This is a genomic window from Ruegeria hyattellae (assembly GCF_041537925.1).
Classification (GTDB): Bacteria; Pseudomonadota; Alphaproteobacteria; order Rhodobacterales; family Rhodobacteraceae; genus Ruegeria_C.
On sequence record NZ_JBGOSH010000022.1, the window covers coordinates 1 to 16,546 of the forward strand.

At 59.8% G+C, this 16,546-nt stretch carries 13 protein-coding genes; 6 read left to right on the plus strand and 7 right to left on the minus strand.

Annotation, left to right across the window (positions count from 1 at the left end; all coding sequences use genetic code 11):
- On the minus strand, window positions 1–1,118 hold a 1,118-nt coding region (locus tag AB1E33_RS27760), incomplete at its 3' end, for a family 16 glycosylhydrolase (protein WP_372580466.1).
- 320 nt (window positions 1,119–1,438) lie between these two features.
- Window positions 1,439–2,728 carry a glycosyltransferase gene (locus AB1E33_RS27765; RefSeq protein WP_372580467.1) on the minus strand — a complete coding sequence of 430 codons (1,290 nt, stop codon included), beginning with the start codon at window positions 2,726–2,728 and terminating at the stop codon, window positions 1,439–1,441.
- 856 nt (window positions 2,729–3,584) lie between these two features.
- Between AB1E33_RS27765 and AB1E33_RS27770 the strand changes: the two genes are divergently transcribed.
- Both AB1E33_RS27770 and AB1E33_RS27775 read left to right on the plus strand, forming a co-directional pair.
- Window positions 3,585–4,538: a glycosyltransferase family 2 protein gene (locus AB1E33_RS27770; protein ID WP_372580468.1), complete on the plus strand. Its 954-nt coding sequence runs from the start codon at window positions 3,585–3,587 to the stop codon at window positions 4,536–4,538.
- A gap of 1 nt (window position 4,539) precedes the next feature.
- Window positions 4,540–5,628, plus strand: coding sequence for a glycosyltransferase family 2 protein (locus AB1E33_RS27775; RefSeq protein WP_372580469.1), 1,089 nt, complete (start codon window positions 4,540–4,542; stop codon window positions 5,626–5,628).
- Here the strand turns inward: AB1E33_RS27775 and AB1E33_RS27780 are convergent.
- Window positions 5,539–6,429, minus strand: coding sequence for a hypothetical protein (locus tag AB1E33_RS27780; protein ID WP_372580470.1), 891 nt, complete (start codon window positions 6,427–6,429; stop codon window positions 5,539–5,541). The genes AB1E33_RS27775 and AB1E33_RS27780 overlap by 90 nt on opposite strands.
- A 3-nt stretch (window positions 6,430–6,432) precedes the next feature.
- The gene (locus tag AB1E33_RS27785) at window positions 6,433–6,615 is read right to left on the minus strand and encodes a hypothetical protein (protein WP_372580471.1); all 183 of its coding nucleotides are present in this window, start codon (window positions 6,613–6,615) and stop codon (window positions 6,433–6,435) included.
- Between the two features lie 540 nt (window positions 6,616–7,155).
- On the opposite strand from AB1E33_RS27785, the gene AB1E33_RS27790 reads away from it, so the two are divergent.
- Window positions 7,156–8,898 (plus strand): hypothetical protein, encoded by a 1,743-nt coding sequence (locus tag AB1E33_RS27790; RefSeq protein ID WP_372580472.1) that lies wholly within the window; start codon window positions 7,156–7,158, stop codon window positions 8,896–8,898.
- Here the strand turns inward: AB1E33_RS27790 and AB1E33_RS27795 are convergent.
- The 3 genes from AB1E33_RS27795 to AB1E33_RS27805 form a co-directional block, all read right to left on the minus strand.
- Window positions 8,865–9,290: a hypothetical protein gene (locus tag AB1E33_RS27795; RefSeq protein ID WP_372580473.1), complete on the minus strand. Its 426-nt coding sequence runs from the start codon at window positions 9,288–9,290 to the stop codon at window positions 8,865–8,867. The two genes, AB1E33_RS27790 and AB1E33_RS27795, sit on opposite strands and share 34 nt — an antisense overlap.
- Window positions 9,287–10,699 carry a GMC oxidoreductase gene (locus AB1E33_RS27800; protein WP_372580474.1) on the minus strand — a complete coding sequence of 471 codons (1,413 nt, stop codon included), beginning with the start codon at window positions 10,697–10,699 and terminating at the stop codon, window positions 9,287–9,289. Before AB1E33_RS27800 ends, AB1E33_RS27795 begins: the two co-directional genes overlap by 4 nt.
- Before the next feature lie 93 nt (window positions 10,700–10,792).
- On the minus strand, window positions 10,793–12,961 hold the full coding sequence (locus tag AB1E33_RS27805; protein ID WP_372580475.1) for a GumC family protein: 2,169 nt from the start codon (window positions 12,959–12,961) through the stop codon (window positions 10,793–10,795).
- Window positions 12,962–13,590: 629 nt separating this feature from the next.
- On the opposite strand from AB1E33_RS27805, the gene AB1E33_RS27810 reads away from it, so the two are divergent.
- The 3 genes from AB1E33_RS27810 (at window position 13,591) to rfbB (ending at window position 16,430) form a co-directional block, all read left to right on the plus strand.
- Entirely contained in the window at window positions 13,591–14,751 is a 1,161-nt protein-coding gene (locus tag AB1E33_RS27810; RefSeq protein ID WP_372580476.1) for a Gfo/Idh/MocA family protein, read from the plus strand.
- Between the two features lie 69 nt (window positions 14,752–14,820).
- Complete coding sequence (gene rfbC / locus AB1E33_RS27815; protein WP_372580477.1) at window positions 14,821–15,381, plus strand: dTDP-4-dehydrorhamnose 3,5-epimerase; 561 nt, start codon at window positions 14,821–14,823, stop codon at window positions 15,379–15,381.
- The gene (gene rfbB, locus AB1E33_RS27820; protein WP_372580478.1) at window positions 15,378–16,430 is read left to right on the plus strand and encodes a dTDP-glucose 4,6-dehydratase; all 1,053 of its coding nucleotides are present in this window, start codon (window positions 15,378–15,380) and stop codon (window positions 16,428–16,430) included. The genes rfbC and rfbB overlap by 4 nt, the downstream gene beginning before the upstream one ends.
- The last annotated feature ends 116 nt before the right edge of the window (window positions 16,431–16,546 follow it).

Genomic DNA, 16,546 nt, shown 5'->3' on the forward strand with positions numbered 1-16,546 from the left:
CCGCCATACAGGCTGTCGCCGCTGTCATTGCCGTTCAGCACATCATTGCCGATATTGCCATAGAGCCGGTCGCCGCCATCGCCGCCATAGAGCGTGTCATCGCCCGCCAGCCCGTCGAAGATATCCGACCCGCCGCTGATCAGCGCCAGGTTGTCGTCATCGCCACCGGTCAGCTGCACCGCCTCGGGGTCGATCGGGTCCAGCCCGACCTGAATGGTCACCCAGGCGGTGTTGGACATTTCAGTGTTCGCATCCGAAACGCTGTATTCGAACCGGTCCACGCCCACGAAATTCGCGTCGTCCGGGGTGTATGTGAACGCTCCGGATCCGGGATCCTGTGACAGCGTTCCGAAGGCCGGTGCCTGGGTGATGACGATATCGTCGGCCGCAAGTGCCGGGCCGTCGGGATCGGTGTCATTGGCCAGCATGTCCAGCTGGAACGGGCTGCCGTCAGCCAGAACAACCCAATCGTCCTGCGCGATCGGCGCCGTGCGTGCAGCGAAGCTCACGGCGTCGTAGATGGCGGATGTGGACGGGGCGAAGTCGGGATCGCCCATCCAGCTTGGCGTGCCATGCCAGAGGCTCAGGAATATCTGCGCATCGGCGGTTGGCACATCAAGATCAACCGGGTCGGTCACCGAATGCAGCAGAACCCCGTTGGCATACCACGAAATCGAATCCGGGCCCCACTCGATTGTGTAGTCGTGCATTCCGGTAGAGGAATCGAAGCCCAGGTCGACGATTTCGCCCACGCTGTCGCCTTCGAAGTGATAGGTCAGCAGGGCCTTGGTCGGGTCGCTGCTGAGGAATTCGAAGTCAATCTCGGTCTGGGGAGAATAGAGGAAGAAGGTCGAGTTGGCGCCACTGCCGCTGGCGGTCCGCATGGTGACGGTGTAGCTGCCGAAACTGTAATCCTCGATCGTGCGTATTTCACCGCCGGTGAAGGATTTGCCGTCCAGTGGCTGGTTATCCAGCGAGAGGGTGAGTTGACCGGCTGAAACGGATACATTGGCGGGTGACCAGGCGGTGTCGATCCATCCTCCGGGCAACGCGTAATCCGAAACCAGCCAGAGATCGGCCTCCAACGGACCGTCAAATTCTTCCAAAAATGTCGACATATACCCCAACCCACTACAAAACAAACGGTGCAGAGTCCCCCCAGGACAATTCTACACCACTACCGATGGCTAAAATAAACAAACAATCTTAGCCCCCCAACACTATCTTTACAGCTAAGACGACCCCGAGAGCAAATCAACTCTGTGCCATAAACACACAGGGATTGTTTCCGCAGATGAAACGGTGACCCAAACCGGCGCGCTTCGTGTCCTGAGCCCGCGCAGGTATTTTCTGCCTGCCGCCGCCCCCGGGTCGGAAAATGGAATCAATGTGAAACAAATTCAGGCATTTGCCGCCCTGACAGCAGGCCCGTCGCCCCTCATTCCGACCCCGAAGAGACCGTCCCTGCCTGGCCTTCTTCCGGGGGGGATGGCACCGGGGTGGCATCGCTATAACCAACCGCGCTCAACAGCGCGCGTATTTTGGCCTCATAGATCGGGCGGGCGTAGTTCCGGTCATAGAGCGCGCGGGCATTGCGGGCGCGCCGTCCGGCCTCGTCCGGGTTGTCCAGCACCGCACACATGCCCTCGGCGATCGACTCCGGCGTCGGCTCGACCAGAAAACAATAGTCATCGTCGAGGACCTGCGTGTGCGACCAAATCCGTGTCGCTATCAGGGGTTTTCCGCTGGCCAGCTGTTCATAGACCTTCAGGGGCGTGTTGGTGCCGTCGATGCGCGGCGACAGCAGCGCGTCCGCCTCTCTGTTGAGCCGCAGCGCCGTCGTTTTCGGTACCCGGCCGGTGAACACGCATTGATCTGACAGGCCCGCCTCGGCGGCCACCGCCTTCATCGCGGCCACCTGTTCGGGCGTGCCCCCGGCCAGTACCAGCCTGGCTTGCTTGTGCCGGTCAGTGATCTGCGCAAACGCCTTGATGACACGGTCGATGCCCTGATATTTTTCGAATGTTCCGGCATAGACCATTGTTGGGGTCTGTGCGGAAAACACGACATCCTCGGCATCCGAATCCACCGCCACGGGCGCGCTGGGTGACGTCGCCAGCCTGACATCGTCGAAGATCGAGTTTTCGATCAGAAAATGCTTATCCTCCGCGACGCCCTGCTGCAGCGCATAGTCCCGCAGGTCGGGGCAGATCGTGATCACCGCATCGGCCGCCTTCAGGCAGCTGTCTTCCAGAAAGCGGAAGATCCCGATCAGTATCTTCGATTTCGTGAACCCGAAATTCTCTAGCTGCTGGGGCAGGCTGGAATGCATGTCGTAGATCAGCCGGAATCGGAAGAAAGGTTTCAGGGCCCGACACCAGAACACGGATTCCTCATGGGCATGCACCAGCCCGTAGCGGTGCCTGATGAGCATTCCGATAGTCCAGAACAGCATGAACACGTCGAGGAACAGCTTCTTGACGGAAGGCCCGATCGGCACCGGTTCGAGAAACCCGATGCGCGGGATCCGCACGATCCGGACGCCCGGAATATCCACGTCCTGTCCGGGGTGGTAGGTCAGCAGATCGATCTGGACACCTGCCTCGGCCAGAACCAGCGTGCGATAATAGACGCTGAACGGTGTGCCGCGGGGCGTGAAGAACGGATGTGGCGCAACGACAAGCATATCCGCGCGCCGCCGGGTTTGCCCTGTGTGCCGGTCATCCATCAGAGCCATCCCTCTTTGACATACCAATCCGCCGTGTCCGCAAGCCCGTCTTCGTTGGTGCAAAGATGCCCGTACCCGGTATGTGCCTGCATTTTCGGCGTATCAAACGCGCGCCAATTACTTTGGTCAAGTAGCTGTATGTGCATAAAGTACAATACAGAAGTGAAACGCGTATTTCCAAGTCAGAAAGATGGCCTCACCTGGTATCCGGATGCCGTTTCTTGCGGCGGTCGAAACGCCTGGCCCCGTAAGCGCCTGGATCATCCAAAACAGACTGTGACCCACTTTGATTTCGCGTCCATATCCGCAAGCAGGGACTTTTTCGCCAGCCTGCCCCGAGGCGGATACCAATCGGTGCCGGGACCATCTTCCTTGGTGAAACCGTGCTGCGATGGGTCATGCCTCTGACACCCGGCGCGTCGAATAGAGTGGAGTGGATGCAAGCCGGACTGCGCAATTATTGCGAACAATTCCACAGTTGCAGGCAGGATTAGTTCTAAGCTGTTCGACGTTAAAAAGGCATTTCGCCAATTCTCCGAAAAAACCTGAGTGCCGGGACACGCGACAGGCCCCAAAAGAATCGAACAATCTTTTTAAAATATCACTATATAAAACAGTACCTTATCCATGACCTCGCGAAAAATTCGAGTTCTCTACACCTGTCGTGAACACGACACCGTGCTGCGGTCACTACAGGTTCACTCTTTTTGTGATTGGCAGTTGAATGGCCGCACTCTTTTCAAGAATTGCTTTCACCTCCCCCCATTGCTAGGGTCAACGCGCCCGGCAGCAACGGCCCATATTGGTAACGTGTTTAAGATTTTGAATTGTTAGATGTTGGAGCGGGAGTAAGGCATTGGCCGTCAGATATTCTGTAATTGTTCCCATATTGAACGAGGAAGACAGCGTTGGCTTGCTCTACAGCAAGGTCGCCGACACCCTGGATGCCGCCGGGTTGCCGTTCGAACTGATCTTCGTCGATGACGGATCGACGGATACGAGCTTTCAGAAATTGTCCGAGCTTGCCGCCGCGGATCCACGGGTCGTTGTGCTGAAGTTCCGAAAGAATTACGGACAGACCGCCGCGATGACCGCCGGTATCGAATACGCGCGCGGCGCGGTCCTGGTGACCATGGATGGCGATCTGCAAAACGATCCCGCCGACATTCCGATGATGCTGGCGAAGATCGACGAGGGTTATGACATGGTGATCGGCTGGCGGATCAACCGTCAGGACAAGTGGTTGTCACGCAAATTGCCCTCGATGATCGCCAACCGGCTGATCGGCAAGGTCACGGGCCTGCCGGTGAAGGATAACGGATGTTCGCTCAAGGTATACCGGGCGAATGTCATCAAGCGCGTGCCGCTTTATTCCGACATGCACCGGTTCATCCCCGCCATGACACTTCCCGTCGGCGCCCGGATCGCCGAAGTGGGCGTGCGCCATCATGCCCGCCAGTTCGGAGAGTCGAAATACGGGCTGTCGAGGATCTTCAAGGTTCTGCTGGACCTGATCGCGATCAAGACCCTGCTTCTTTTTGCCCGCCGGCCCATGCGCCGCTTTACCGGGCTTGCCGCCGCCGCCGTCGTTATGGCGCTTCTGTCCGCCTGGCCGATCCTGTTCGGGACGGGGGCGACCGGGTCGGGCAGTGTGATGGTGTACACGTCGGTTGCGATGCTCTGCGGATCGCTGACGTTGTTTTTGTTTTTAATCGGCGTGGTGTGTGCCCTGATACATCGCCAGATCGGACCCGCCGAACTGTATTGGTTAGGGGGGCATTCCGCGCGCGCCCTGCCGGAGAGGGATTGACATGATGCACGACCAGAACCCGACCGCAACCGAGGCGACCGCAACCGGGCTGGTCTCGGTCATCGTCAGCGCGGAGGGCGACGGCAAAGGCCTGGCCGATCTGCTGAACGCGTATCGGACCGTTCTGGACGCGCGGCCCGAACCATACGAAATGATCATCGTGTTCGAACATGCCTCTTCCGGCATCCGCGCCGTGCTGGAGCCGCTGGACGCGCACTGGCCGAACCTGAAGCTCTTTCCGCAGCGGCCGTGGAATGGCGAAGACGCCGCGATCAAGCAGGGGATCGGTTTGGCAGTTGGTGACATTGTCCTGACCTTGCCATGTTGGCCAGAGATTGATCCCGGGTCCATCAGCAGCCTGATCGAAGCGGTCGGACCGGCCGACATGGCCGTGGGACGGCGGGGTGAACTCAACCGGAATGGCATGCAGAAGCTCCGGGCCCGCGCCACGCACGGCCTTCTGAACCTGCTCTTTCAGCAGAAATTCGAAGATGTCTTCTGCCGCGCCCGGGCCGGGCGCCGGGATGTGTTTCTGCGGGTGGCCGAGCTGGGCGTCAGGCAGCATTTCCTGCCGCTGATCGCCGCCTCGGAAGGTTATGATGTCCAAGAGGTGGATCTGCCCGTCGTGAAGGATGTCGACGTTCAAAATATCTACAAGTTCAAACCGAATGCCCATGTGGGGGCCCTGGTCGATGTGTTGACGCTGTTTGTCGGGCTGAAATACCTCAGGCGGCCTTTGCGCTTTTTTGGTTCCGTCGGGGTTCCACTCATTCTGATCGGGGCGCTGCTGACCGCGTACCTGGTGATTGAGCGGCTCTTTTTCGGGACCCCACTCGCGGACCGCCCGGCCCTGGTCTTTGCTGTGCTGATGCTGGTTCTGGGTATTCAGATCGTGGCCCTGGGCCTGGTGGGCGAGATCATCATCTTCTCGTCCAGCCGAAGGTTGCGCAGCTATGAAATCGAAGAGGTCCTGCGCGGCCGGCCCTCAACCGCGCCCGGATCAGATACGGAGACGATCCGTGATGCAGAGGCCCCACCACAGGATGATCATCAGAAGAGCAATATAAGAAGCGATGTTGCGGATGCCTGAAGGGTGAATATGGACCTCCGCGACGCGGATCGTCGTTGACGTTTCGAACCTCCCCCGGATCGATGCCACGTCACCCCGAAGCGGCGACGGCGCGCTCAACCGGAACTCTTCCCCTGTCCAGACATGCAGGCGGGCGCCGTCAGGCCGGATATCGAGGCGGCTCCGGTCGAATTCGATCGGCTTGCCCGCCCTGTTTTCAACATCCTGCAGCGTTGCCGCAAAATGCAGGTCCGCCGCCCGCGCGCCGTCTTTCATAAAGACCGGAAGACCGGCATATGCGAGCAGCAGCAGCGCCGCCGCCGCCGCCCGCCAGCCGCCGGGCAGTAGCAGGTCCTTGCCGGATCTGGGTTCCTTTATCCAGATCCAGATTCCAACCGCAACCGACAGGGCGTAAAGCGCATGGGTCGACCAATCTTCCGGCCAGAACAGACCGAAATTCGACAGATCCCAGCGCAACGGAGCCAGCAGAACAACCCCGTTCGCCCATTTCGTCTGCATGGCATCAAGGCCCAGATGCAGGACCGCTCCAATCGCCAGAACGGCAAAGGCGGACCAGAATGTCCGGCTGAACAGCGCGAGACACGCACAGAGAATCACAGTGACCAGCAAGGTGCTCTGGGCTATCAAATAGAGCCGCAGCTCCACCGACGATGCGCCGGTCACGCCGATGGCTGCCCGTTGCAGGATCCACGGAACATCCGGCACGACGCACCCGGCCAGGATCCATTTCACATCGGCTTTGGGCAGGCACGCCTTCGTCGCCAGATACTGGATCCCGATATGGCCAAGCGTCGCGGGCACGGGTCAGATCAGGCGTTTTCTGATCTGCACGGCCCTCAGATGCACCACAAAGCCGGCCAACCCCATGTTGCGACAGGCGCTGTCCAGCATCTGAGCAATGGGGAAATCGGAATGGAGGTGCGCATGACCATCCAGGCTGCAGACCTGTCGGGATGGTCCGTTTTCCGCAAAGCCGTCGCTGTCCAATGCATCCCCTCTTTCCGATACCGTCCTTGAATTCCTTTTCATATCAACACCGCGGTTCGGAAGCGACAACGAAAAACCGCCTCGCGGCCTAAATGGCGCATACGAAGACCCGCCATTTCGGACCGCCGATTCGGGATTTGCGCGGTGACGCTGCTGCGTGCTCGGATCGAAACGAAAGAGCCGGTTTGTCTGAAACCGCGTCCATTTCTTGCCCAGCGGGCATATTGTTCCGCGTCGCGCGCCATTGAGGCGGTCGGAAGGTGACAGCGCCTCCTTCGAATTGACGAATGGCGAAGGCCCTGTTTCACTTGCACATTATCGGCGGCCGTCTGCTTGTGTGATTTCACATGCCAAGTGGCGGCAGACGGAAATGGAGTTTGGTCGCAATTTGCAATCGCACACCCGAATGGTGCTTTGACGGAACATGCCGTTCCCCGCAGCTTCAAGCAGGCCCGAAATCGATTTTGGCCGGTCGGGCTTGTGCGGACCCTGGCACCCCAGGCGTTCTAAAAGCCCTGCACGGCCCATAGGAAAATGTCAGTGACCGATAAACCGGAACAGAAACGCGTTCACACTCGCCAGGATCATCCCGGAACAGGCCTCGTTGCGCTCGTGCTGATCGCTGTGGTTGCGTTTGCCGCGGCTCTGCTCACCCGGATCGGCATGATCGATCATCCGCTGATCTATGACGAGCTGTATCAGTATCTGCCCTCTGTCAGTTGGCAGGAGAGCCGGAGTTTTGCCGTTCTGGACGGTCTCTATGACCGGGCCGCCCGCTTCAGTCAGTTGATCGCGCTGAGTTTCGGAATCATGGGGGAGCAATCCGCCACCGCCGCACGCCTGATCCCGTCGATCCTTCCCGGTGCGTTTCTGGTGTCGCTGGTCGTGGCCTGGGCCTATCGCGTCAGCGGCATTGCGACCGCCCTGATCGCGCTGGTTTTTCTGCTGTTCTGGCCGAACGGCATCGAGGTCTCGCAATATATCCGGTTCTATTCGCTGCAGGGCATGCTTTTTGTGGCAGGAGCCCTGCTCGTCTATGTCGCCTTGGTCGAATTCAGGGCGCTGGCATGGCAATTGGCGGCCCTGGCCGCTGCGGCTGTTCTCTTTCTCATTGCCCTCGACCTTCAGGTATTGACGGCAGTGGGCATAGGCGCAGTCGGGCTCTGGGTTCTTCTGGCGTTTGCGCCGGGCTGGCTGCGGGCATATCCGCGGCTGTGGTGGCTGGTCGGCCTCGTGCTGGTCGCGGTCGCGGCAGTCCTGCTGAGCGGTGTTTTTGCCGCCGAGCTCAAATGGCTCTGGACCACGTATAACTGGGAACCCTGGCCGCCCGCGAACGACACCACGTTCTATCACCGGGATTTCCGGGACAACTACCCGACCTTCTGGCCGCTATTCCCGGTCATCGCCATCATCGCGTTGCGGGCAAATTTTGTGCCTGCTTCTTTCTGTCTGATATTGTTTGCAACGACCTTCGTGCTGCAATCTTTCGGCGGGCTGAAGAACATCCGCTATCTGTATCCGACGATGCCGTTCTTTTTCGTGCTTTGGGGGATCGGCCTGCAGGCTGTTTTTCCCGCTTTGTGGCGGTTACTGAAAGACGACGCGGGTGAGGCGATGTCGTTCCTGTTGCCCGCCTCGTGGAAAAAGCCATTCGTCTGGCTGATGCTGATCATTGCAGCAGGGTTTGTCGTCTTTGCCAATCCGGCCTTTATTCGCAGTACCAAGCTGATGCTGGGAAAAGACGAAAACATGCTGCTGGGCAAAACGCGCTGGCAATGGACAGATGCAGAGACCCTGCTTGCACCATGGCTCGCGGACAATGCGCTCATTGTAACCGAAGAGGAAATGCGCGCTGTCGAATGGCTGGGTGACTTCGATCTGGCTTATAACAAACCACGGTTTTCGGAATTTCTGTATTCCCGCGGCACGAATATGCCGTCGTTCAGCCTTGATCACAGGACTGGCAGACCCCTGATCGGAGATCCCGCCGATTTTGAACTGACGGTCCGCTGTACCCCGGTGGGCGTTTTCATAACCAATTTGCCCGGTGTCCGGCACCCCAACATCGTCAAGCTTCTGCAGGACACCCGGGATGCGGATCTGCATTTCACGCTGCAGACAGGAAGCGGGTCGTCCTTGGTTGGGTGGCGGCATGGCGATACCATGAGCCTGCCTGCCGACTGCGCCCGGCTACCGGATTTCGGCACGCCTTCGGCTGCCGGACGGATCCTGTCGGGCCAGTCCGAACCTCAGAGCGTCTCGTCAGCCACGGCAGACAGGTAGGGATCGCATTCCGGCAGCCAGGGATCGACCGAGCCATAGTCGAATTGGGTTTCCCGCTGCTGCTGGATGGCGATAATGTTGCTTCTGGTCAGGATCGTATACAGAAACCGGTCCTGCAGCGCGGCTGCCGGGCCGATCATGCGCAGCCTGTCGCCGTGCCAGGCAAAATACATCTCTGCGGCCAGCCTTTTGGCCGGGCTGCCCTCTCCGGAAAGGGCGGCAAATTCGGTGACGAAATCATCGATGCCCTCAAGCTGCAAAACCTCGGGTCCGAAATGATCCCGAAGCGTGCGTCGAAGAAATGCGGTCGTGCCACCCAGTGACAGCGGCACTGCCACCAGCGCGGCGGCGGCGCCACCGCCGATCAGGAACATCCGGCGTCCTCTGTTCATAGCCGTTCTCCCGCATAAAGAGACAGCGCCGACAGTGTCAGCGTCGGGTTGGCGGCGGCCCCCGTGGTGAAGGCGCCCGCACCGAGGCAGGCCAGGTTCGCAACCCCGAAGACACGGCAGGCCTTGTCAACGACACCGCCCGCGCTGTCTGCTGCCATGGGCGTTCCGCCGACAATATGCGCCTCGGTCGGCTCGAACCCGCCAAATCTGACGATCTCATGTTCGAACGGGATCAGCGAAGGCAACATCTCGCGCGCGCGCGCCAGGCCCGCATAGGCATAATCGCTATGCCCGGTCCACTGTATGATCGGTTCGTCCTCTTTCAGGACAACCCGGTTATCGGCCTGCGGCAGATCCTCGGCCACCAGTTTGAGCTTGAGCCGGTGCAGCCATTTTCCGCGCTCCAGCCGCAGCGATTGTGGCGCATTCCAGCTTTCGATCATCACCGAGGCCGCCTCACGGCGGAAATCGCCATCATAGAACCCATAGCCCATGCCCGTCAGCGAGGTTCCACCATAATAATTGTCGAACGGGATATCGACCCAGACGAACTGACCCAGCTGTTCATGGATGCCGCGCCCAACCAGATCGGAGCCGATGCCCGAGCGCAGCAGGATGGCGGAATTGTAGATCGGGTTGGCCCCCAGACCGACGAAATCGGCGCGCAGCGTGACCGGACCGGCCTCGGCAGCGTTGGCGACAATGCCCGTCGCCTGGCCAGCGGCGGTTTCGACGGTCCTGCATTCTGCGTCGAGCAGGTAATGGAACCCCTCATCCTCGAACAGGTCCAGCGCGTTCAGGATTGTGAATTTCGCATCGATGGGGCACAGGTTGCAGGCCCCCGACACGCAGCAATTGGCGCGCCGACCGCCATTGGAACGGGCGCAGGGCATCGGCTGCCAGCTCGGTTCCTCCGCAAACAGCCTGCGTTCGGCGCGGGTCGGCACATGCGGCGGAAACGGATAGGGCGCGCTGCGCGGCGCATACCCGGCCTCATCCGAGCCGGCGATGTCCATCAGATATTCGGCCTCGATCATGTAGGGCTCGAGCTCGGCATAGGAGATCGGCCAATCCTGGGCCACGCCGTAGCGCGATTTCAGTTCGAAATCGCTGGGCTGCAGGCGCGGCGTATTCCCCCACCAGCAGTTCGAGCAGCCACCGAATTGATGGCGCACGGTCCAATCCTTGCGCTGCCCGGAACTGTTCTCCTGCGCAACGCCGGGAAAGGATGGGTTCAGGCGATTTTCAAGCTGCGTGACGTGATCGATAAAGGGGCCGCGTTCGACAAAAAGGACCTTCAGCCCCCTGCCCTTCAACTTGTAGGAAAAAAAGCACGCAGCGAAGCTCGACCCGACCAAGATGACGTCCCAGCCGGTCTTTTGAGCGTCTTCCGCAGATATGGGTCTCAAATCTCGGTCCTATCTGTTCCTGTTGCGGGGCGTGCTTCGGTCTCGCACCCGAAAATGCGGGTCCTGGCCGCGTGCAGGCCAGCTGCGAATGGCTCAAGCAGGTCCGTTCAGGATAATACCGGCGCCGCCAAGCTTCATGTCCCTGAATATATTCAGACTATCGGTGATGCTGCCCAAGGTGACCTTGTTGGCTTCGATGGTGAAAATACCCAAATCCTGGGGGCTTAAAGTGGCGAAGCTGTTTGAAACATCCTCAAGGCCCGGCGCGTCGACAATCACGACATCATAGACTTTGCGCAGCAATGAGATCAGTTCCTGAACCCGTTCGGCACTGTAGATGATCGAAGGATCCGCCGCGGACCTCTGGGTTCCGATACAATCGAAACCGCCATCGGAATTCGTGGCCACCACACATTCGTTCAGAGGCTTCTGGCTGTGGATAGCCGACAAGAAACTGGCCTTGTCCGACACACCGAGGCTTGCGGTCAGCTGCGCGGTCCGGAAATCGCCGTCCACCAGAACACATTTCTTGCCGCGTTGGGCGCACGCCCAGGCCAGAAGCACGGCCGTCAACGTCTTACTGTTATTTGCATTGTAGGACGTGAAGAAGATGGACCTGAGGGACTGCTCATTATGCAGGTTGATATTGTCGGCCAGGTTCAGGGCGGCCCGGGCCAGGTCGCCATCCTGCGACAATCGCCGGAGCAGGTCCTGCACCGAACCGGTTTTTCTGAGGCGCGGCGTGTTGCCGAAAACGGCCAGTCCCGTCGCGCTGAAGATCTGTCGGGTCGCCGAAAGCTTCTTGGGCCTCCATTCCAGCGCCAACGCCAATGCCGCACCAAGCGTCAGGCCACCGATCAGGGCCAGGACCGCAGCGACCTTCTTGCGCGGATGCGATGGGCTGCTGGGCGGGGTCGCGTAGCGGATGACCTTTGCATCCGAGATCGGGATCTTCTGGAATTCGCTGATTTCCCGGTAGCGCCCGAGAAAATCCTCGTAGACACGCAGGTTGATATCGGCCACGCGCTGCAGCTGGTTCAGTTCGATCAACTGTCTGGACCGCTCCAGGTTCAGGCCTTCGAAACTCCGAAGGCTGATCTCCAGGGTTCTAACGTTGAGCCGCAGGGTCTCGACGCGGTTGTTCAGTTGCAGCAGCAGGTTTTCAACCTCGGTGGCCAGATCCGCTTCGGTGCGCGCGATCGCGCGCCGGATCGATGCCACCTGCGCGGACTCGTCCGAAAAGCCCGAGGCTGCAGAGGTTTCCTCGCGTCTCAATTCAACAAGCGTCCGGCGAAAGTCGACAAGGGCATCGCTGGTCAGGATATTGGCGGTCGCAAGAGGACCCTCGGCTTCGTTCACCAGCGTTGCGCGGCGGATCTGAGCTTCGGCCTGGGCCAGCTCGGCGCGCGCATTCACCAGCTTTGTGGTGAATTCCTGCATCTGCTGGTCCAAGCGCGCACCATTATCGGCATCGGCTTCCATTGCACTGCGCAATTCCAGAACGGCCCGTTCCGAAGCCTCGACATTGTTGGCCAGCTCTTCCACGCGCCCTTCCAGCCAGCCGGTAAATCGGCTTGCCGCCTGGAACCGCTTGTCGGCGAGGAAACGAATATATTCGCTCATGACGGTGTTCGAGATAGCCGCCGCCTTTTGCGAACTTTCGGAGGTGGCCTGGACCGACATCAGAAAGGATGTGCCCTGCTGGCGGATGGACAACCCCTTTCGGACGATGCCGACAGCGGCACCCAGGTCCCCGACCAGTTGCTCGTTAAGCGATGCCGCTTCGAGAATTTCCTGGTTCCCCACCCCGCCTGCGGTCGCAATGCCATCACTTTCCGGCTGGGACGGCCTCAGAATGGATTTCGCTGTTGTCTTGAGCCAGGTGAGCGCCGGGTTCGGCACGTTTTCTTCCCTGAGGCTGGGGTTGAATTCAGGATCTTCGTCCAACTTCAGCTTGCGCACCACGTTGATCAGGATGTCGTTGGATCGCATGATCGCGATCTCGCCTTCGATCACCGCATTGCTGAGCACCTGGGCTTCGACCAGGTCAAACGAGTTCTGCTCGCTCAACCCCTGACCACCCAGCAGCAGCTGACCGCCCGACGTGTAGGTCGGCGTGATGGTCGTGAGGTAGTAGATCGCAAGCGCCAGACACAATACCCCCATCATCGTGATCAGAACCATGCGATGGCGAAACGCCTGCACGACATCCAAGAATTCAAGCGTCTTGGGTGGGGATTCCGCAGCTTTCGGCAAGCGCATGTCCAGTTTTCTGTCAGGCGGTATAACTTTATTCATACGTCTTTATCGGCTTCCGAGGCTAAAAACGAAGCTTCCACACGGTTCTTTTCTTACAGACCACAGAAGCAATATTCGGCCCAAAACACTACTCCCGAGCGAAGATAATCTGCCGAAACAACCGAGTTTCAGTTTCCGAGACTACATCCGATTTAAATCTATGGAAAGTCAGGACGCTCTTTGAACGGGGATTTGCGCCCCACCGGGGAAGACTGTCAACAGAAGAAGGAACAATATGGTTAAAATTAAGGTATTGTTCATAAAAAGGTGGGCTCATACCCCTTCGGCACCATCGGGCAAACCGCGTGGCTGACGGCCGCAGGGCACCATTGCGATCCCGACCCGGCAGGCGCGTCCGCGCGTCAGGGCCCCGCTTTTCAAACTTGAAACACCCGGACAAAAAAGCGTAAGCCGAGGACACCCGGATCAACACAAGTCGCGCGCCCCTCCGGCAAAGATTGTAACATCCGGTGAAATGGTCATAATTGCTGACCGCAAGGGGTTGCCTGAGTGACGACGCATTTTTTACGTGTTTATAAATTGACTTCTTCAGAAACTTCCCGCTTCCGGCGCGGCAAGAGGCATCCACTCCGATGACCAGCAGTTCAGGACATGTCGGGATTGCATTTGTCGGCTGCGGATATGTGGCTGATCTGTACCAGGCGACGCTTGCCAACTGGACCCATTTGCTGCACCTGCGCGGCGTCCATGACATCGATACAGCCCGGCAGAGGACATTCGCGAAATATTATGACCTCACGGAATTCGGCAGCATCGACGCGGTGCTGGCTGATCCCGACGTCGAGATCGTGGTCAATTTGACCCCACCCGATCAGCATTACACGGTCACCAAACGATGCCTGGAGGCGGGGCGGCACGTGTATTCCGAAAAGCCCCTAGCCCTTGATCTGGGCGAAGCGCGCCATCTGGTTGAACTGGCTGAAAAACAGGGGCTCCAGGTGGTTTCGGCACCGTCCAGCTTCTTGGGGCCTGCGGCACAGACACTGTATCAGGCCGTGCGCCATGGTGAGCGCGGAGAACCGCGATTGATCTATGCCGAGATGGATGACGGCATGGTGCACCGGATCGGCTATGAAAACTGGAAAACCGCGTCGGGTGCCTATTGGCCGGCAGAGAACGAATTTCAGACCGGATGCACATTGGAACATGCCGGCTACGCGCTGACCTGGATGGTCGGCATGTTCGGGCCGGTGCGTCGTCTGGTCTCTTTCGCCAGTTGCCTTGTCCGCGACAAGGGCCCGCACACACCGCCGGATTATTCGACCCCGGATTTCACCACCGCCTGTCTGGAGTTCGATGGCGGTCTGGCCGCGCGGCTGACCAACAGCATCCTGGCGCCGCATGACCACCAGTTCCGGATCATCTGCGAGGATGGTGTGCTCAGCCTGGATGAGACCTGGAACTTCTCCGCGCGCGTCCGGTCCTCGCCGGTGCCCGCAACCCGGTTGCGCCGCGGGGCCAAGAAGCTTTTCGGGCTTGATTTCGGCAGGCGGATCAGCCCTGAACCGTCCCGCGGCATCTCCACGGCAAAACGGGGCTATCCCATGGATTTCGCGCTGGGGATTGCCGAAATGGCCATGGCGATACGCAATGGCACCGCACCGCGGCTGGCCGGAGAGTTTTCGTTGCACATTACCGAAGTGTCGCTTGCCATCCAGCATCCGGAGATTTTCGGGGCCGAGTATTTTCCGACCACCGCCCCGGCGCCGGTGGAACCGATGACAAAGATCTGAAACGGCGCGGTGACATCCCCTACATGCGTTGCTATGAAAACCGGAGAGGTTTCGAGAAGGTTCCCAGAAATGAACGTTGACGAGACCGCCCTGCCGGGTGTGCGGATCCTGACCCCCGCACGATTTGGTGATGCGCGGGGATTCTTCAGCGAAAGCTGGAACAAGCGCCTGTTGGTTGAACACGGGATCACACTGGATTTCGTGCAGGACAACCATTCGCTTTCGTCCCGGCCCGGCACCATCCGGGGATTGCATTTTCAGGCGCCGCCCCACGCGCAGGACAAGCTTGTGCGTTGTGGGCGCGGGGCGCTTTTCGACGTGGTGGTCGATATCCGCAAGGGCAGCCCCACCTACGGGCACTGGACGGGCGTGGAACTGAGCGCCGAGAACGGCAAGCAGCTTTTGGTGCCCAAGGGCTTCCTGCACGGCTTCGTCACCCGCCAGCCCGGCACCGAGATCTGCTACAAATGCACCGATTACTACGCCCCCGACTGCGACGGCGCGGTGCGCTGGGACAGTTGCGGCATTGACTGGGGTGTCCACGGCGATCCGGTGCTGAGTGACAAGGACGCCGCTGCCCCCGCGCTGGCCGATTTTGACAGCCCCTTTGTCTGGGAGGGTGCGGCATGAAGCTGCTGGTCACCGGCGGGGCCGGGTTCATCGGATCCGCAGTGGTGCGTCGAGCGATCCGCGACGGGCATCAGGTGGTCAATCTCGACGCGCTGACCTATGCGGCCTGCCTGGATAACGTAACCCCCGTTGCCAACGCACCTGGTTATACCTTTGTAGAGGCTGATATCCGCGACCGCGCCGCCCTCGATGCGGTCTTCGCCGACCATCACCCCGATGCGGTGATGCATCTGGCCGCCGAGAGCCATGTGGACCGCTCGATCGACGGGCCCGGCACCTTCATCGAGACCAATGTGACCGGCACCTATACGCTGCTGGAAGCTGCCCGCGCCTATTGGGTGGGGCAGGGAAAGCCGCTGGCCTTCCGTTTTCACCATATCTCGACCGACGAGGTCTATGGCTCGCTGGGCCCCGATCCCAATCGTGACGGCCAGTTCACCGAAGACACCTCTTATGACCCGCGCTCGCCCTATTCGGCCTCCAAGGCCGCCAGCGACCATCTGGTGCGCGCCTGGCACGAGACCTACGGGCTGCCGGTGGTGCTGACCAATTGCTCGAACAATTATGGGCCTTATCATTTCCCCGAAAAACTGATCCCCGTCGTGATCCTGAACGCGCTGGCGGGCGAACCGATCCCGGTCTATGGCGCGGGCGAGAATGTGCGCGACTGGCTTTATGTCGAGGATCACGCCGAGGCGCTGCTGGCCGTGGTGCAAAAGGGCGCGCTGGGGCGCAGCTACAATATCGGTGGCGAGAACGAGGTGAAGAATATCGACCTGGTGCGGATGATCTGCGCCATTCTCGACCGCAAGAAACCCGCAGGCAGGCCCTATGCAGAGCAAATCCGCTTTGTCACCGACCGACCCGGCCACGATCTGCGCTATGCCATCGACCCCACCCGCATCCGCAACGAGCTGGGCTGGCGGCCAAGCGTGACATTGGAACAGGGGCTGGAGAAAACCGTTCAATGGTATCTCGACAACGAGGCCTGGTGGCGCGCGCTGCAGGACCGGTCGGGGGTCGGCGAACGGCTGGGGGTCAAGGCCTGATCCGCATGCTTCATCTGGCCATAAATATCCCCGCCGGAGGCATGAGACTCCGATTTTTTGACCACAAATCGCGCACCTGTCGACCATTTCCGGTGCCCGAGGTTCTAAGGCCGCAC